The sequence below is a fragment of the Dactylosporangium vinaceum genome (assembly GCF_019904175.1).
Lineage (GTDB): Bacteria > Actinomycetota > Actinomycetes > Mycobacteriales > Micromonosporaceae > Dactylosporangium > Dactylosporangium vinaceum.
The window spans coordinates 4,518,263-4,535,690 of the sequence record NZ_CP061913.1 but is presented as its reverse complement, the minus strand read 5'-3'; the positions used below and the strand labels follow the sequence as shown (position 1 = coordinate 4,535,690).

Here is a 17,428-nt window from a genome sequence, read left to right as displayed (position 1 = left end):
GCGGTGCCAGCCGTCAGTGAGCCGAGTTCTCGCGGTCGGAGTGTTCCGGCCGCGGCTGCCATGCTTCGCCGACCTTGGTGAGCAGGTCGGCGGCGGTGAACGGTTTCTCGAGAAAGGTGATGTCGTCGTCGAGGATGTGAGTGGTGCCGAGCAGGCCGTTGCTGTACCCGGACATGTACACGACAGGCAGGTCCGGCCGGGTTTCATGCACCAGCTCGGCGAGGCGCGTACCGGACATTTCCGGCATGATGACGTCGGTCAGCAGGATGTCGATCACGTGCTCGTCGAACAGTTCGAGGGCCTCCGCTCCGGAGGCGGCGGCAACGGGGTGGTAGCCGCCGTCGGCGAGGATTCGAGTGATGACCCGGCGCAGCGGTGCCTCGTCCTCGACGACGAGCACGGTGGCGTTGCGGCCGGGCGGCGGTGTTGTCCGCGGCGCGGATGCGGCGCCTGTCCCAGCCTCTGGGTGGCTGACGGCGAACGGGAGGTAGATGCGGAACGTCGTGCCGATGCCGGGTTCGGAGTAGAGGTTGATGCCGCCCCCGGCCTCGGTGACGATGCCGTACACGGTGGCCAGGCCGAGGCCGGTGCCTTGGCCGTGTGGCTTGGTGGTGTAGAACGGCTCGAAGATGTGCGCGGCCACCTCGGGCGGTATCCCGTGGCCGGTGTCGCTGACGAGCAGCCGGGCGTAGCATCCGGCCGGCAGGGCCGGCTGCAGGGCGAGCTCGCCCCCGTCAAGCATCGTCGTGCCGGCCTCCAGGACGAGCGTCCCGCCGTCGGGCATGGCATCCCGCGCGTTGATGGCGAGGTTGAGCAGCACCTGTTGCAGCTGCCCGGGGTCGATGTGGACAGTCACCGGCTGCGGGCATGGTTGAGCGACGAGGGTGATGTGCTCGCCGATGGTGCGCACCAGGATGTCGCGGACCTCCCCGACGGCGGTGCTGAGGTCGACGTGCTGAGGCTGGATCCTGTCACCGCGGGTGAACGTCAGCAGCTGACGCGTCAGATTCGTGGCCCGATCGGTGGCCGCGCGGACCTGCAGCAGGTCTGCCTGCACGTCGGGATGGTCGCCGGTCTGGTCGATGGCGAAGTCGGTGTAGTTGGCGATGACGGCGAGCAGATTGTTGAAGTCGTGGGCCACGCCGCCGGCGAGTTTGCCGAGGCTCTCCATGCGCTGGGCCTGGTTGGTGCGCTCGGTGATGGCCTGGCGGCGCTCGGCGGCCTCCCGGGCGGCGGTGACGTCGCGGGCGGTGACCGAGATGCCGATGACCGCACCGGCAGGGTCGGTGATGGCGGTGATGCTGAACGACGCGTCGATGGGCGAGCCGTCCTTGCGCAAACGCGTGGCTTCATAGCTGATGCTGCGTTCACCGCGACGCACCCGGGCGAGCGTATCGCGCTGGAGGCGGCCTCCAGAGTCGTCGGCGAGGATTTCTGCCGGCCGTCCCATGACCTCATCGGCCGGATAGCCGAACATATTCTCAGCACCGCGGTTCCAGGCGGTGATGACGCCTTCGGGGGTCAGGCCGATGATCGCATCGTCGCTGTGCTGGACCACAGTGGCCAGCGTGGCGCGGTGGGCCTCCGCTGCGGCGCGGGCGGCTCGCTCGCGGGCGCCGGCTTCGTCGAGCACCTGCTTGCCGGTGGGGTCCACATAGATGGCGCCGCGGCTGAGCAGTACACCGTACGCGCGTCGCAGCGTCCAGTAGTACACGCCAACCCCGGCGGTGAACAGGTCCCACACCCCCGACAGCATCGACGGCGTGACCATCGCCATCCCGGTATGTCCAGCATCGTCGGCCGTGACGGCGGCACGCAGGGCCATCAGCGCGTGCAGGCCGTGCCCGACCGAGCAGCTGAAGAAGATCATCGCGGTCGCGGTGGCCAGCTTGTTCGTCCGCAGCTGACCGGCGCGGGCGACCGGCACGACGATCGCGACGGTGATTGCCGCATACGCCGCCATGATCACCGTGTTGGCCAGAATGAAGAGCTGCTCCGGCACATCTGCACGATCGGCACCATCAGGCAATCGCTGAGGACTTCTCCGCGTCGACCGGCAAGTCGCAGGCCGCGGCGCTGCACCGCCTTGTCGGAATGGACCGGCCCACCGGCCCGCCCTGGCTACTGCAGCTGGCGTGCTTCGGGCTGGGCCGGGAGTCGTACAGCGATGCGCGTGCCGGGGCCGTCGGTCGGGATCATGCGGATGTCGCCGTGGTGGCGGTGGATGATGGCGCGGCTGATGGCCAGGCCGAGCCCGGCGCCGGGGATGCGGTGGTCGCGGGTGCGGGTGGAGCGGTAGAAGCGGGTGAACAGTTCGCCGTGTTCCTCTGGTGGGACGCCGAGGCCGGTGTCGGTGACGGTGAGTTGGGTGGTGTCGTTGCCGGTGCGGGCCAGGGTGACGGTGATGTGGCCGCCGTCGATGCTGTGGCGGATGGCGTTGTCGAGCAGGTGCGTGACGACCTGCCTCAGCCGCGGTGCATCACCGTCGAGGACGACGCAGGGTTCGACAGCCAGGTGCAGGACGACGCCGGCGGCTGCGGCGGCTGGTTGGGCCGCTTCCGCGGCGGCGTGCACCACGGCCGACAGGTCGAGCGGTTCGCGGGCCAGGACGGCGTGGCCGCTGTCGAGGGCGGCGAGGTCGAGCAGTTCGTCGACGATGTGCCGAACCATTTCGCTGTTGCGTGCCGCGACGTCGAGCAGTTGCGCGCTTTCCGCGGCGAGCGTCTGCGGGTCGAGGTCCCGCAGCAGCTCGATGCAGGAGATCATCGAGGTGATCGGTGTGCGCAGGTCGTGGCCGACGAGGGCGAGGTACTCGTCCTTGGTCCGCGTCAGCGCCAGGGCGAGTTCGTCGGCGCGGCGGCGCTCCAGGAACTGCCCGAGGTGGGCGGCGATGCCCGACAGCAGGGCGACGAGCTGCTCTTCGGGGTCGTCGAGGGTGTCGGTGAACAGCGTCAGGACGGCGTGGACCTGCTCGCCGGAGCAGATCGGCACGGCGAGCGCGGCGTCGCGGCGGCCGGCCGGCTGTGCTGCCTGCGTGGTGTCGGGCCGCTCGTGCATCCACTGCGGGGTGCGCGTCTGCCAGGCCCGACCGGCGAGGCCCTGCCCGGGTTGTAGCCGCTGCGGCCTGGGCGGGGCCGGGTCAGGGCCGGTGCTGTGCCGGGCGACGGGCACCAGCACGTCCCGCTCGACCAGCCACAGTTCCGCGTGGGGCGAGCCCAGCGCCTCGGCGACCGCCTGGACCACGGCCGGCGCGGCGTCGTGGATGTGCTGGGCCCCGGCGAGGACCGCGGCGACGGTCTGCTCGGCTCGGGCGAACCGCTCGGCCCGGCGCTGCTCGGTCACGTCGCGCAGCGTCAGTACCGCGCCGAGCGGTTCTCCGCCGAGGCCGGTGATCGGCTGCGCGTCAGCGAGCATGATGACCGGACGGTCAGCGGGGCCGCGCAGGCGCAGTTCGGCGTCGCGGATGCGTTCACCGCGCAGCGCCCGCACCAGCGGCGCCGCGTCGGCCGTCACCGGGATGCCGTTGCTGTCGGCGAGCGGGACCCGGTCCAGCCAGGTCTCGAGGTCGGCATCGGCGGGCAGCTCGTCGGCGATGGCCCGCATCGCCGCGTTGGTGAACACCGGCCGGCCGTCGGGATCGCAGGCCGCGACGCCGGTGCGCAGGCTGTCCAGCAGCGCGTCGAGGAACCGCCGCTGCCGGTCCGCTTCGGCGCTGGCCTGCTGCTGCTCGGCGAATGCGGTGCACGCCTGGGCCCCCTCGTCCACGCCGGCCAGCTCCCCCACCGTCCAGTCCCGTGACCGCAGGTCGAGCACCGCGCAGACACCGACGATGGCGTCGTTGCGGTCATGGATCGGGAATCCGGCATAGGCTCGGAAGCCGGCCCCGCGCATCGGCGCGTCTGCCGGCACCCGCCGATCCGTCAGGACGTCGGTGACGATCATTGGAACGCCCTGCTCGATCACCCACCCGGCCAGCGTCGAGCGCGCCGAGGCCGGGCCCATCGCCTCCCACCCGCCCGGCAGTCCCGACCCGCCCGCGATCCACAGCCGGCCCGCGTGCGCCAGGTGGATCAGGCCGGTGGGGGCGTTGGCGGCCCGGGCGGTCACTGCGGCGAGCTTGTTCGCCGCGGTCCGGCACAATGCGCCCGGCGCCAGCTCCAGCTCGTGGATCGGCATTCCGCGCACCAGCGGCCCCGCCAGTCCCGGCAGTGCCGTCGTCTTGCCGTTCTCGCGGTCGTCGGCGCTGGACACCAGCCCCACCTCCTGAACCGGACAGTACCCGGATTTATCCTCGCGATTCAGGCAATACGGTCGATGCCCGAGGCAGGCAGGGGCGTGAGGGTTGACGTCTTCGGACGCCGCGCTGTGCTCCAGGATGGCGGCGCGAGCGTCCCGCAGTCGCCGAACTCCTCGACCCGCAGGATGCGGGGGGCGACTGAGCGGCGGTGGTACACCGGCGGGCGCCCGGCTGTGGCTCCGGTCGCCCTCACTGGTGTGGTCAGCTGGCTTGCTTGCGTTCGGCGTTGATCCGCAGGGCTTCCTCGAGCTGGTCTTCCAGGATGATGATCCGGCAGGCCGCCTCCACAGCGGTGCCCTGGTCGACCATCTCCCGGGCGCGCGCGGCGAGACGCAGCTGGTAGCGGGAGTACCGGCGGTGGCCGCCGGCCGAGCGTTGCGGGGTGATGAGTTTCAGTTCGTCGAGGCGGCGCAGGAAGTCCTGCGACGTGCCGACGATCTCGGCGGCCCGGCCCATCGTGTAGGCGGGGTAGTTCTCGTCACCGAACATGTCATCGGGTTGGGCCATGGCGCCTCCGCGTCGAGGGCCCCGGCGCAATGCGCCGGGGCCCAAGGGTTATGGGTCTTACACCATCTACCGGCGCAAATGCCGGTTTGTCGTATCCGCCTCGAGCGCCACAGACAGCGCCGAGGGCGAGGATCGCATAATCGTGACCGGAGACCACCTCTCGTTCGAGGGAAACTACGGTGTCCGCCCAGCTTGTATTGCGGCTGGCGCGGGCGATCCAACGGTGTCGAGCCCTCCCTTTCCTCTGCTTCAATTCGTGATGTTGCTGGTCTTGCCCGCCTGCCGATACCACAGAGCCGGCTATGTTCCCGGCCCACCGGCAGGTCGATCCCTGCTTGAGCGAAGCCACCAACGAAATACCTGGCTCACCCATCTGCAACCCGGACATCGAACATCCGGGGTCGAACACTTCGTCGTACCAATCCGAGCGAGCCGTGATGCGCTGGCTCAGCTCGCCACCCACTGTCGGGGCGGCACGTCGGCGTCTTCCATACCGTCTTCTGTCTACACCCAAAAAGATAGCCGACCTCGGCGAGCATGTCTAGTCTCCTCGGCACAGATTTTCTGGAGCGGCTTGGCCGGACCGGGCGATGGACGGGGCAGTCGTGGTCGTCGCCACGGGTCGGCGCGGCCGGTCCATCCGCAGCCGTCGCGCATACCGAGAGCCAGGCTGCCGGCGTCCGGCGAGCCCACCGAGCCGGCGCGCGGCCGAGCGCGAGGAGCCACACGATCGATTCAGGCACATGACCCGATCGGGAGTACCATCTGCGAAGGACGGCACATCGCGTACCGCCCGGCATCGAATCAATTCGGCTGAGGCGGTCGTGCGTGCAGTATCTCAGTGACGTCAATCTCCGGGCCGTGCTCAGCGTGCTGATCAACCGCGCCGGCGGCACGATCGAGATCAGCAACAGTGAGCTGTACGACGCCATGCTGCCCGACAACGGCCAGGGCGAGCGCTTCGAGATCGAGGAGATGCCCGGCAGCCTGCGGCTGACGACGGTGCAACGCCCGGGCACGAACGGCGTCCAGCGCTGAGCCGATCGCCGATCGGGGCCGCGTCGCTCGGGCGTCCGGGCTCAGCGGACGACCGGATCACCGCCCGGCCACACCACCGGCGGCCGGCACCATCAGTTGCAGATCGATCCGCAGACCACCAGCGGTCGCGCCGATCACGACGGACCGGTCGAGCATCGCAACCCAGGCGATCCTGACACTTCGATCGGCCACCTCGATCCGGTGCGGATGGCCGCGCCAGTCGTCGGGATTGAGCATCAGCAGCCTGACCGGCGCCTGCCGGGCGTCCAGCGCGTCGATGAGCGCGACGAGCTCGCCGATGCTGTCGCGGCTGCGCGGCCACCACGCACCGTCGAGCGACGCCGCGGGCGCCGGGCACATCGTGCGCAACTCCAGCCGCGTTTCGCGGCGTCCGTTGGTGTCGGGGTCGACGTCGGCCATGCGGACCTTCTCTCCGGCAGCAGGCGCACGTTGGAGCAGCACGGCGGGGAGACGTACGAACGGCGCTCGAGGCGTCTCGTTCGCACCGCTCAATGTCGTACGGCTCGCGGGGATCGGCGCACCGGGGCCGCCGCGGTCACAGCCGGACCGGCGTGCGGCTCAGCAGTGTCGCGGCCAGGGTGCGGTAGCTGGCGGCGACGGCGCTCCATCGCATACCTTGCGCGATCCGGCGGCTCTTGTCGTACATGTCGGCGACCAGATCGGGCTCGGTGAGCACGCGCTTGAGCGCGGCGCCGATCGCCGCCGGGTCGCGGTGCGGCACGAGCAGGCCCGCGCCGTCGCTGAGCAGTTCCTGCGCGTGGGAGAACGCGGTGGCGATGACGGGTTTGTGCGCCGCCAGCGCCTCGACCAGCACGCCCGAGGCCGCCTGGTCCGGGGAGTCGTACGGCAGCAGCACGATGTCGGCGCGCCCGATCAGCCGGTCGAGGTTGGCCTGATCGAGGTAGGTGCGTTCGAAGCTGACGAGGCCGCCGAGGCCCAGCGCGCGGATGCGGGCGTACAGCATGAGGCGGTAGGCCTCGCCCTGCTCGGTGAGCACCTTGGGGTGGGTCTGCCCGGCGATGACGTAGCGGGGCCGGGGCGCCAGGTGGCGTACCAGCCGCAGGCCGCCGATCGCCCACTCGATGCCCTTGCCCGGGCCCAGCAGTCCCCAGGTCAGGATCGTGGGCTCGCCGTTGGTGTTGAGCAGCCGCAGCGGCGGCCGGTCGGGTGCGCCGTGGGGGATGACCGTGACCTTGCCCGGGTCGACCCCGTACCGCAGGACCAGCCGCGCGCGAGCGGTCTCGCTCATGGTCACGGCCGCGCCGGCCAGGGCGACGACCTGCTCCAGGACCTCCCGCTGGTGCACGGTGGGCCGTTCGAGCACGGTATGCAGCACGACGATCACCGGGGCGCGGAGCCGTCGCAGCAGCGGCAGCAGGTCCTCGCCGTCGAGGCCGCCGAAGATGCCGTACTCATGCTGGACTATCACGACGTCGTGGCGATCGAGCAGCGCGGCCGCGGGCCCCTCGGCTCCCGGGTCGTTGACCCGGAGGGTCCCGACGACCTCAGGGCGGCTCGCGTGCGCGGTGGCCTCAACCAGGCGCACCACCCCCGCATGGTCGCCGCCTGCCGAGGACGTGAGCGCCCGCAGCAGCGATGCGGTGAACGTCGCCAGCCCGCACTGCGTCGGTGGGTAGGTGCTGAGAAATCCATAGGACGTCATGCGGCACACCGGACGCGGCGGAGATCGGCAATGACGCAGCGGTGACGAGACATTTCTGGCATGACCCACCTTGCATGGCGGGTGCGGCGCCGACCGGCGAGCGCAGAGGCTTTCCGGCGCAGGTCACTCGGGGCGAACACCATCGGGACGACGATTCGCCGCCGTCAACCCTGAGCATCGATCGAGGCGGGTCAACGCTACTCACCGTAGCACGTGCCCGAGCGGGTCAGCGCGGACCGGTCCGGCGCCCGCTGGACGGCGCGAGGTGCGCGCCCGGGCCCCTGCGGCGAGCTCATCCATCGGCAGATCGGTCCCGGGCGGATGCGGTACAGCAGCCAGAGGTTCGGCACCGTGGCGCATCCCGTCGCCGGTCAACGCACCAGCCGTCCGTACACAGTGGACATTCACGGCCGCGACCGATCCGGCCAATGACTACCCGCCGACCTGTCGCGTTCCGCGCTCCGCCGCCGCCGGCGCCCGGCCGGCAAGCGACGGCCGTCATAGGACGTGTGCGCAGGCTGGCGTAGGCTGACCTCGCGGCCCGTGGTGATGCGGCCGCACGTGGCCGGGGCGACTACTCCTTCTCGCCTGCACCCGCCGCTTCCGCGGCGCTGGTTCGGAGGTTTCTGCCCAATGCAGGTCATGCAGTTCAAGCCCAGGCCCGATCGCCGGCAAGACGCGACGGGCCCGGCGAACGTGAAGCCGCCCGCCACGGCGTCGCCCGGAGCGACGATCCATCCGATCGGCGTCCAGGCCATCGCCCACGCGCTGCGGACCGCGGCCGACACTGCCGGGTTCGCGCCCTCCATCCTCGACAGCCAGCCGTGGCGGTGGCGGCTCACCGGCAACACCCTGGCCCTGTACCTCGAGCGCGGCAGCATGGACGACGACGTCGACGTCGACGGCCGCCTGGCCATCATCAGCTGCGGTGCGGCCCTGCATCACGCCCGGATCGCCTTGGCCGCGGCGGGCTGGCGCCTCACGATGAACCGCCGCCCGGACCCCGCCGACCCGGACCGCCTCGCGTCGCTGCGCCTCGAGGAGCGCACGCTTACCGAGCAGGCACCGGCACCGCTCGTCGACAGCGTCCCGCTGCGCCGCACCGACCGCACGCCGGTCACCGGCACGCCGATCACGGCCGCGCAGCTCAAGGCCATCACCTCCGCGGTGCGGGCCGAGGAGACGTCACTGCACGTGCTCTACCCGGACGAAGTGCTCGACCTGGCCCGAGCCGCCTCCGGCGGTGCGCCCGCACCCTCCGGGTCGGACGACCGCACGATCGGCACCGCCCCGGCGTCCCTCGTCGGCAGCAGCGCGACATTCGCGGTGCTGTACGGCCACACCGACGAGCCGGAAGACTGGCTGCGCGCGGGCGAGGCGCTGTCCGCCGCCTGGCTCACCGCGACCGCCGCCGGCGTCTCCCTCCTGCCCCTCAGTGCGGCCGTCGAGGTCGTCGCCACACGACAAGCAATCCAGGTGATGATCGGCTGCGTCGGCTACCCGTACCTGCTGCTGCGCCTCGGCCGCGCCACCACACCGCCGTCCAGCCCGCGCCGCGCACCGATGCCCCAGGTCATCGACCGGCGCTGACGTACTCGGCTCGCCGGGCCCTCGCCGCGGCGGCGGAGCAGTCGCCTCCCTCGCCGTGCCCGGCAACCGTGCCGTTTCACGGGCAGCCGCGACACCTCGTGCCTGCACCCGGCTCGGCCACCCGGCGCACACACCGCCCCGCGACAGCAACGCCGGCAGACTCCGGCAAATCCGACCATCCGCCCCATCGTGTGTTACGGTAATCCCGTTGCAGTTTTGATTTCCGTAGACGTTTCCAGCGCCTGGTGGGTATCTGAAACCCATACAGGCGCTTTTCGTATGTCGTGTCGTTTCCGACGCGGATGATCGACGCGGCGGCGCGAGAGCCCGCATGGTGCGGTCTCATACCAACCAGCGCAGGAGCAGACATGGCTTCCGGTACCGTGAAATGGTTCAATGGCGAAAAGGGCTTCGGCTTCATCAGCCAGGACGGCGGCGGGGACGACGTCTTCGCCCATTATTCAGCGATCGCGACGAGCGGCTTCCGCAACCTCGAGGAAAACCAGCGCGTCGAGTTCGACATCACCCAGGGGCCGAAGGGCCCGCAAGCGGCGAACGTCCGCGCGCTCTGACCCACGCGGTGCCACGGCGGCTCGCCTGCTTGCGCGAGTCGCCGTCCGGCGCCGCACCCGCTGCGCCGGACACGACCGTCGCCGGAAGCCATCGACGCGTCTCATCGCGCGGCGGCGACCGTACGAGGACGACATCACCACCGCACTGCCGACGCTGAGACGAGATGACAATTGACCGCCGCATTGAGCGACCGCACAGCACCGTTTCTCGCCCCGCCCACCTGCGCCGCCGACACCCCCGAATATCGCTCGTCCGACTGCGGTGAGGCGGCGATGCAACGACTGCGCCACCCGTTCGCCGTCGCAGCGGCCGCAGTGCCGCGCGCCGAACGGAAATGACGGCAGCGACCCCGGTGACGCAGACGGTCCGGCCCGGCTCCACCCACCGCTGCCGGGCGTTCCCCGAGGCCGGTTTCGACGCGACGACCGTACCGGCGTTACTGCTCGTCAGGCGCGGGCCCAGGTTGAGCCACGTCTGCGTATAGGTGACGGCGGCGGCCTGCGTGCCGGTCGGTGACGCGGCCGCGGGAGAAGCCAGACCCGCCACCATCGCCACGGCGGCGAGAGCGAGAACGTCCAGACCAGGAGGTACGACATCCGGGTGCAGCGACGCGCCGGGTGATGACCACTTTGCCGAGACGCTGAGCCGCATTACGTTGGCAGTCATGAGTCCTTCGCCGGAAGGCGCGACCAGATGACTGCCAGCTTCCATCCGCAGCCGTACCCGCTCTATGCCATCACCATCGAACAGGTCGGAGACCCGGCCCACTTCCAGCTCACCGACGAACCCGTCCGCCTCGTGATCGGCTGGCGCGGCGACGAACAGGGCAACGCGACGCCACTGCTCGGCGGCGGCAGTCCGGGTGGCACCCCGTGGACGGGTCCGGTGTTCTACGAGGAGACACGGGACCGAGCCGAGGAGACCGCCAGGCAGGTTGCCAAGGGAGACCGGTCGGCGATCCGCGGCGCACGGGTCGTCGAAGCGGCGGCGTGGATCGACCGCCTCACCGGGCAGTAGCCAACTCCCGGCTGGACGAGTCTCCGGAGGAGATCTTTTCCGAAGAGCGCCCCGGGCAACCTGACAAGCCGGCCGCCGCGGTGCGGCGGTCGGCCAGCCGCCGCGACCCGGGATCGGGCGTACGCTCGACGGGCGGGGGCCCTTTCCGCCCCATCTCGACATCCGGCATCGGCCCCGACACGGTTTCGTGCTTTGCGGCAGAAGGGCCGGCCATGCTCACCGACGATGGACAAACCTCATCCACTGCCTTCGGCTCCTCCACCCAGCCACGGCTGGCGCTCGCCCCGGGACACTCCCCCCGGGCCGTGCTCAACGGCGGGTGGTGGCCGCACTCGTGGGATCCGGCCGCCGAACTGCCCGGACTGCTCGCCGAGGTCGTCGAACGCTACGGCCCGCTCCGCCGGCTGATCCTCAATAGCCACACCTGGGATCCGCGCTTCGACCGGCTCGTGGTGGCGACGGGCACCGTGCAGATCCGGTGGTTCAGCAGCGCCGACCCGGCGGAGCTGACAGTCATCACCGAGGCCGGCAGCCAGATCAACCTGCTGATCGTCCCACCGGATGCCCCTGCCTCCGCCGCCCGGCCGGCGCTGGACCGAGCCGCTGATCCGGCCAATGCGCTGCGCGCGGCCGCGATCCTGGCGATCGCGCTCCGCCCACCGCCGCCGCGGAACTCCGATGCCGCCGGCGCGGATCGGGATTGACGGGTCGGGCTTCGCCGCGTGATGCGGACCCGGGACGTCGACGGCCGTAAGATCTTGCCGCGCTCCTGAAAGCGCATTCCGCCGGAAACGGGCGTACGGTGAAAGCGCTGCTCCAGAATCTGGCAGCTCACGACCTGTCGATCGGGTCGTCCTCACCGTTGCGGGGCTTCTCGCGCGCTTCGCGTATTGATGATCGGAAGTCCAGCTCATGGGTGCCACGTTTGGTCTGCTCAGCACGTATCCGCCGACCCGTTGCGGGTTGGCCACCTTCAACGCCGCGCTGGCGGGCCAGCTGACCGCCGGAGGCCGGTCCTGCGGCATCGTTCGGGTCACCACCGTCGACGACGACCAGCGCCCCGGGCCGGGTGTGATCCACACCTGGCCGGCGGGCAGCGCCGCCGGATGGCTCGGTGCGGCGAAGGCACTCAACGCCTTCGACGTCGCCATTGTGCAGCACGAGTTCGGCATCTACCCCGGCCGTGACGGTGGCGACGTCCTGCCCTTGCTGCGGCGGCTGAGCGTGCCCAGCATCGTGGTCCTGCACACCGTGCTGAGCACGCCGACGCCGGGTCAGCGGGCGCTGCTCGAGGCCATCGTGGCCGTCGCCGGGGCGGTCGTCACGATGACCGGTACCGCCCGTGACCGGCTCCTGCGCGGTTACGATGTGGACCCCGGCAAGCTCGTGGTCATTCCGCACGGTAGCGCCGAGCCCGCCGCCGCTGCGGCCCCGCGCCGGGCCGGGCCGCACCTGCTCACCTGGGGCCTGCTCGGCCCCGGCAAGGGCATCGAATGGGCGCTGCGGGCCGTCGCGCTGCTGCAGGACCTCGACCAGCCGCTGCGCTTCACGATCGCCGGGCAGACGCATCCGAAGGTCGTCGCCCGCCACGGTGAGGCCTACCGGGCCGGGCTGCACCGCCTCGGCGCTCAGCTGGGTATCGCCCACGCCGTGGACTATCGGCCGGAGTACCACGACGCGGACACCCTTAACCGTCTGATCCGGTCGGCGGACGTGGTGGTCCTGCCGTACGACTCCATCGAGCAGGTCACCTCCGGCGTGCTCACCGAGGCGGTCGCGGCAGGCGTCCCGGTCGTCGCCACCACCTTCCCGCACGCCATCGAGCTGCTCAGCGACGGCCGCGGGCTGCTCGTCCCGCACCGCAACCCCGCCGCGCTGGCGAACGCCATCCGGCGCATCCTCACCGAGCCCGCCCTCGCCGCCCGGCTGTCGCGGCCCCGGACCTCCGTGCCGCACTGGCCCGCCGTCGCGGCACAGTACGAGGCCCTCGCCGCCGACCTGATCGCCGCCCCGGCAACCGGACTCGACCGCGCGGCGCACGCCGCCGGACCCCGATCGTGAGCAAGGCGGCCCTGGCGACGCGGATCGATCAGGCCCTGCTGCCGGACCCGCGGCGGGTGATCGTCAAACTGTTCATGCCCGGCGAGGACGCCGTGCTCGTCGACCGGCGCATCCACGCGCTGGTCGACCGGGTCGCGGACCTCATCGCGGCGATGACGCCGACCCGAGCGCCGGTGCGCACGTGAGCATCGGCCGCCCCGGACCGTCGTTCGACCATCTGCACCGGCTCAGTGACGACGTGGGCCTGTTCGAACATGCCGAGTACAGCACGCCGAGAACTGCACACGGGTACTGCGTCGACGACGTCGCCCGCGGCCTGCTGATCATCTGCCGGGAGCCGGACCCGCCGGCCGGCCTGCTGCGCCTCGCCGAGCAGTACCTGGCCCTCCTCGTCGACGCTCAAGCCCCCGACGGCGCGTTCCGCAACCGGCTGGGGCCGGACCGGCGATGGCAGGACGAGCCGGCGGTCGGCGACTGGTGGGGCCGGGCGCTGTGGGGCCTCGGCACGGCGGTCGCCCGCAGCCCGGTGCCCTCGATGCGTGAGTCCGCGCTGTCGCGCTTCAACAGCGGCGCCCACCGGCGCACCCGGTGGCCGCGGGCGATGGCGTTCGCGGCGCTCGGTGCTGTCGAGGTCCTCGACGTCCATCCGGAGCACTCCGCCGCCCGGTGGCTGCTGCACGACGCGGTGGTCACCATCGGCCCCGTGCCGCCGGACCCGGCCTGGCCGTGGCCTGAGCCCCGCCTCACCTACGCCAACGCGGCCCTGGCGGAGACGCTGATTGCGGCCGGCGGCAATGCGTGCGCCGACGGGCTGCGCATGCTCGGCTGGCTGCTCGAGCGGGAAACCCACGACGGGCACCTGTCGTGCACGCCGGTCGGCGGCGCCGGCCCCCACGACGAGCCCCCGCGCTTCGACCAGCAACCGATCGAGGCCGCCGCGATGGCCGACGCGTGCGCCCGCGCGATGACCGTCAGCCCCGACCCTCGATGGGAGCGGGGCCTGGCTTCGGCGATCGACTGGTTCCTCGGCGCCAACGACAACGGCCTGCCACTGCACGACCCGTCGACCGGCGGCGGCCGCGACGGGCTGAGCTCCTCCGGCATCAACGAGAACCAGGGCGCCGAGTCGACGCTCGCGCTGCTGTCCGCGCTGCAGCACGCGCGGCGGCTGGACACCGCGGGCGATCCCGCGCTCGCCGGCCATCGAAGGAGCTCAGCCACCGGCTGAGCTCCAACCCCGCCTCCGACGAACCGCAGAGAGGTCACCATGGCGAACAAATCGGCACACAAGGAAGATCGCAAAAAAGAGGGCCGGACGCTGAAGGAGAAGCGGGCAGCGAAGAAGGCCAAGCAGTCCTCGGGCACCGACTCGTCGATCCCGCCGACCGGCCGCTGACGTTGTTGCCGCGCGAGCCGGTCCGCCTACGCGGCCGGCTCGCCGCACCGGCGGTGCGGTTCTTCCTCGGCGGTCGATATCAGGGCTTGTCGGCGACGAGTACCTCGGTGGTGAGGAACAGCCCGGCGATCGACGCGGCGTTCTGCAGCGCCGAGCGTGTCACTTTGACCGGGTCGATGAGGCCCGAGGCAAGCATGTCGACATACTCGCCGGTGGCGGCGTTGAGGCCGTGCCCGGCCGGCAGGTTGCGCACGTTCTCCGCCACGACGCCGCCCTCGAGGCCCGCATTGACCGCGATCTGGCGCAGCGGGGCGTCCAGCGCGACCTTGACGATGTTGGCGCCGGTGGCCTCGTCGCCGACCAGGTCGAGCTTGTCGAACGCGGTCTTGCCGGCCTGCACGAGGGCCACGCCACCGCCGGGGACGATGCCCTCTTCGATGGCCGCCTTCGCGTTGCGAACGGCGTCCTCGATGCGGTGCTTGCGCTCCTTGAGCTCGACCTCGGTGGCCGCGCCGACCTTGATGACCGCAACGCCGCCGGCCAGCTTGGCCAGGCGCTCCTGCAGCTTCTCGCGGTCGTAGTCGGAGTCGCTCTTCTCGATCTCGGCGCGGATCTCGGCGACCCGGCCGTTGATCGCCTCGGCGTCACCGGCGCCGTCGACGATCGTGGTCTCGTCCTTGGTCACAACCACTCTGCGGGCGCTGCCGAGCAGTGACATGTCGGCGTGCTCCAGCGTGAGGCCCACGGCCTCGCTGACAACCTGGGCACCGGTCAGGACCGCGATGTCGCCGAGCATGGCCGTGCGGCGCTCACCAAAGCCCGGCGCCTTCACCGCGACCGACGCGAACGTGCCGCGGACCTTGTTGACCACCAGCATGGCCAATGCCTCGCCCTCCACGTCCTCGGCGATCACCACCAGCGGCCGGCCCGACTGCATCACCTGCTCCAGCAGCGCAACCAGGTCCTTCACCGCGGAGACCCTCGACTCCACGATGAGGATGCAGGGGTCTTCGAAGACGGCCTCGAGGCGCTCCGGGTCGGTCATGAAATAGGCCGACACGTAGCCCTTGTCGAAGCGCATGCCCTCGGAGAGCTCGAGCTCGAGCCCGAAGGTGTTGCTCTCCTCGACGGTGATGACGCCTTCCTTGCCGACCTTGTCCAGCGCCTCGGCGATGACTTCACCGACGGCGGGGTCCGCGGCAGAGATGGAGGCGGTCGCCGCGATCTGCTCGCGGGTCTCGACCTCGTGCGCCTGGTTGCCCAGCGCCTCCACCACCGCGGCCACGGCCACCTCGATGCCTCGCTTGAGGGCGATCGGGTTCGCGCCGGCGGCGACGTTGCGCAGGCCCTCGTGGACCAGTGCCTGCGCCAGCACCGTGGCTGTCGTCGTGCCGTCACCCGCGACGTCGTCGGTCTTCTTGGCTACTTCCTTGACCAGCTCGGCGCCGAGCTTCTCGTACGGGTCGTCGAGCTCGACCTCTTTGGCGATACTCACCCCGTCGTTGGTGATGGTGGGCGTCCCCCATGCCGCGCCGAGCACGACGTTGCGCCCCCTCGGGCCCAATGTCACCCGCACCGTGTCGGCGAGCACGTTCATGCCGCGTTCCAGCCCACGGCGGGCGTCTTCCCCGAAAGCGATCAACTTGGCCATTGCATCGTCCTCTACTTCATCGCGCCGGCGTGCGGCACTGTTCGGACCAGCCTGCGATGGCCCCGGAGCGAACTGTCATCCCGGAAGTTGCATCCCATTCGGTTAGCACTCGCACATGACGAGTGCTAACACCAGTGCAGCACTCCTTGACCTGGACCACAAGTGCTGCCGGCCGGCGACAGCGCATCCCCGGTCCGGTGCGGCTCCCCTCGTGCGCCGTTGTGGCCCGTCAGCGTAGGCTGGTCTCGCTGCCCTGGACCTCGGCGGCCAGCCGTACATCCGTGATGGACGAGCGCCGCCGATCGGGGTCAGCTCATGCGTTCGATACAGGGCGTCATCGCGACCGAACGACCCTCGCCGAGCAATGTCACAGCCGTCCAGGCGCCGCCGGGTCCGGAGTGGCTGCTTCGGACCCGGGACGGTCTGCCAGCCGGCGACCCGCTCCGCGAAGCGCTGCGCGCGCAAGCGATAGTCAGTATGCTGCCGCTGGCCAGCCGGCTGGCACGGCGATACGCCGGACGCGGCGTACCGCTGGAAGACCTGGCGCAGGTCGCCGCACTGGCGCTTGTCAAAGCCGTCGACCGCTACGATCCGGCCCGGCTCGCGCCTTTCGTCGGATTCGCCGTGCCCACGATCGTCGGCGAGCTCAAGCGCCACTTCCGCGACGCCGGGTGGGCCATTCGGGTGCCGCGACCCGTCCAGGAGCTCACGATGAGCCTGCAGACCGCCACCGGCGACCTCGAGCAGCTGCACGGCCGCACCCCCACGACCGCCGAACTCGCCGCGCACCTGCACGTCGAGGCCTTTCGGCTGGCCGACGCGGTCGGCGCCACGTACGCGTACCGCCTGCACTCGCTCGACGCCGACCTGACCCACGACGGCATCGATCTGCTCGAGGCGCTGGGCGCCGTCGACCCGCGGCTTGCCGCCGTCGACGAGCGGCTGTCACACGGGCTGCTCGGCCGGTTGGTCGCGGCGCTGCCGGCCCGCGAACAGCGCATCCTGGCCATGCGATTCACGGACGAGATGACCCAGGCCTCCATCGCCGGCGAACTGGGCATCTCGCAGATGCACGTATCACGGCTGCTGCAACGCTCCCTGCACCAGCTGCGGGCCGGCATGCAGCACGCACCCGGCGCCGCAGCCGCCGCGGCAAGGCTGGCGATACCTGATTTCGCCGCCGGTTCCGGTCCTCCGCGATGACCGTCCGGGCCGCCGGGCAGCTCTCCGGGGACTTCGTCGCTCCCCTCGGGTGCTCGGCAGTTCCGGTCAATCTTTTCCTGTGGTGGCATACACGGGCGACATGCCGGCGGGGTTGATACCAAGCGTCTGCAGCAGCGCAGCGTTCCGATGTGTGTCGACGAGTGCAGGCAGCGCGGTGTCGACCCAATCGGCCCTGGCGTCGAGTCCTCTGGACCTCAGGTTGGCGACGATCTGCGCCTTCTCGATGTACACGGGATGTTCTCCTCACGTTCGTTGTCGAGCTCCGGGGCTGCGGCAGCCACACGATCGAGCGGATGAGCGGCCGTCGCCGAGACGGCGGCCGGGGCGGTGACGAGTGCCCGGTCGAGGTCGTGGACGACCGGCCGCTCCAGCAGCGCGGCAACGCGCGGC

17 protein-coding genes are annotated in these 17,428 nt (G+C 70.9%); 10 read left to right on the top strand and 7 right to left on the bottom strand.

Annotated features, from left to right (window positions below; translation table 11 throughout):
• Positions 1 to 13 precede the first annotated feature (13 nt).
• From Dvina_RS20150 to Dvina_RS20140, 3 genes are all read right to left on the bottom strand, one after another.
• Positions 14 to 2,002 (bottom strand): ATP-binding protein, encoded by a 1,989-nt coding sequence (locus Dvina_RS20150; RefSeq protein ID WP_246656331.1) that lies wholly within the window; start codon positions 2,000 to 2,002, stop codon positions 14 to 16.
• Between the two features lie 119 nt (positions 2,003 to 2,121).
• Entirely contained in the window at positions 2,122 to 4,251 is a 2,130-nt protein-coding gene (locus tag Dvina_RS20145; RefSeq protein WP_223104012.1) for a sensor histidine kinase, read from the bottom strand.
• Between the two features lie 247 nt (positions 4,252 to 4,498).
• The gene (locus Dvina_RS20140) at positions 4,499 to 4,804 is read right to left on the bottom strand and encodes a helix-turn-helix domain-containing protein (RefSeq protein ID WP_223104011.1); all 306 of its coding nucleotides are present in this window, start codon (positions 4,802 to 4,804) and stop codon (positions 4,499 to 4,501) included.
• An 828-nt stretch (positions 4,805 to 5,632) separates the two neighbouring features.
• Here Dvina_RS20140 and Dvina_RS20135 point away from each other — a divergent pair.
• The gene (locus Dvina_RS20135; protein ID WP_223104010.1) at positions 5,633 to 5,842 is read left to right on the top strand and encodes a hypothetical protein; all 210 of its coding nucleotides are present in this window, start codon (positions 5,633 to 5,635) and stop codon (positions 5,840 to 5,842) included.
• Between the two features lie 57 nt (positions 5,843 to 5,899).
• Here Dvina_RS20135 and Dvina_RS20130 read toward each other — a convergent pair whose 3' ends face one another.
• Entirely contained in the window at positions 5,900 to 6,262 is a 363-nt protein-coding gene (locus Dvina_RS20130) for a DUF5994 family protein (protein WP_223104009.1), read from the bottom strand.
• 136 nt (positions 6,263 to 6,398) lie between these two features.
• Positions 6,399 to 7,526, bottom strand: coding sequence for a glycosyltransferase (locus Dvina_RS20125; protein WP_223104008.1), 1,128 nt, complete (start codon positions 7,524 to 7,526; stop codon positions 6,399 to 6,401).
• A gap of 633 nt (positions 7,527 to 8,159) precedes the next feature.
• Here Dvina_RS20125 and Dvina_RS20120 point away from each other — a divergent pair.
• The 8 genes from Dvina_RS20120 to Dvina_RS55220 all read left to right on the top strand — a co-directional run bounded on the left by Dvina_RS20120 (position 8,160) and on the right by Dvina_RS55220 (position 14,163).
• Positions 8,160 to 9,116, top strand: a complete 957-nt coding sequence (locus tag Dvina_RS20120; protein WP_246656330.1) for a nitroreductase family protein — start codon at positions 8,160 to 8,162, stop codon at positions 9,114 to 9,116.
• A gap of 368 nt (positions 9,117 to 9,484) precedes the next feature.
• The gene (locus tag Dvina_RS20115) at positions 9,485 to 9,688 is read left to right on the top strand and encodes a cold-shock protein (RefSeq protein WP_223104007.1); all 204 of its coding nucleotides are present in this window, start codon (positions 9,485 to 9,487) and stop codon (positions 9,686 to 9,688) included.
• Positions 9,689 to 10,382: 694 nt separating this feature from the next.
• A complete protein-coding gene (locus Dvina_RS20110; protein WP_223104006.1) occupies positions 10,383 to 10,706 on the top strand; it encodes a hypothetical protein in 324 nt (107 codons plus the stop codon).
• Between the two features lie 212 nt (positions 10,707 to 10,918).
• Positions 10,919 to 11,410: a DUF5994 family protein gene (locus Dvina_RS20105; RefSeq protein ID WP_223104005.1), complete on the top strand. Its 492-nt coding sequence runs from the start codon at positions 10,919 to 10,921 to the stop codon at positions 11,408 to 11,410.
• Between the two features lie 208 nt (positions 11,411 to 11,618).
• A complete protein-coding gene (locus Dvina_RS20100) occupies positions 11,619 to 12,767 on the top strand; it encodes a glycosyltransferase (RefSeq protein WP_223104004.1) in 1,149 nt (382 codons plus the stop codon).
• Positions 12,764 to 12,952 carry a hypothetical protein gene (locus Dvina_RS20095; RefSeq protein ID WP_223104003.1) on the top strand — a complete coding sequence of 63 codons (189 nt, stop codon included), beginning with the start codon at positions 12,764 to 12,766 and terminating at the stop codon, positions 12,950 to 12,952. Before Dvina_RS20100 ends, Dvina_RS20095 begins: the two co-directional genes overlap by 4 nt.
• The gene (locus Dvina_RS20090; RefSeq protein ID WP_343217170.1) at positions 12,949 to 13,995 is read left to right on the top strand and encodes a glycosyltransferase; all 1,047 of its coding nucleotides are present in this window, start codon (positions 12,949 to 12,951) and stop codon (positions 13,993 to 13,995) included. The genes Dvina_RS20095 and Dvina_RS20090 overlap by 4 nt, the downstream gene beginning before the upstream one ends.
• Positions 13,996 to 14,034: 39 nt before the next feature.
• Positions 14,035 to 14,163 (top strand): hypothetical protein, encoded by a 129-nt coding sequence (locus Dvina_RS55220; protein WP_271189366.1) that lies wholly within the window; start codon positions 14,035 to 14,037, stop codon positions 14,161 to 14,163.
• Between the two features lie 79 nt (positions 14,164 to 14,242).
• On the opposite strand, the gene groL is transcribed toward Dvina_RS55220, so the two are convergent.
• The gene (groL, locus tag Dvina_RS20085) at positions 14,243 to 15,814 is read right to left on the bottom strand and encodes a chaperonin GroEL (RefSeq protein ID WP_223104002.1); all 1,572 of its coding nucleotides are present in this window, start codon (positions 15,812 to 15,814) and stop codon (positions 14,243 to 14,245) included.
• A gap of 477 nt (positions 15,815 to 16,291) precedes the next feature.
• Here groL and Dvina_RS20080 point away from each other — a divergent pair, with 477 nt between their 5' ends.
• Complete coding sequence (locus tag Dvina_RS20080) at positions 16,292 to 17,017, top strand: sigma-70 family RNA polymerase sigma factor (RefSeq protein WP_223104001.1); 726 nt, start codon at positions 16,292 to 16,294, stop codon at positions 17,015 to 17,017.
• Between the two features lie 66 nt (positions 17,018 to 17,083).
• Here the strand turns inward: Dvina_RS20080 and Dvina_RS20075 are convergent, their stop codons facing one another.
• Positions 17,084 to 17,269, bottom strand: a complete 186-nt coding sequence (locus Dvina_RS20075) for a hypothetical protein (protein ID WP_223104000.1) — start codon at positions 17,267 to 17,269, stop codon at positions 17,084 to 17,086.
• Positions 17,270 to 17,428 lie beyond the last annotated feature (159 nt).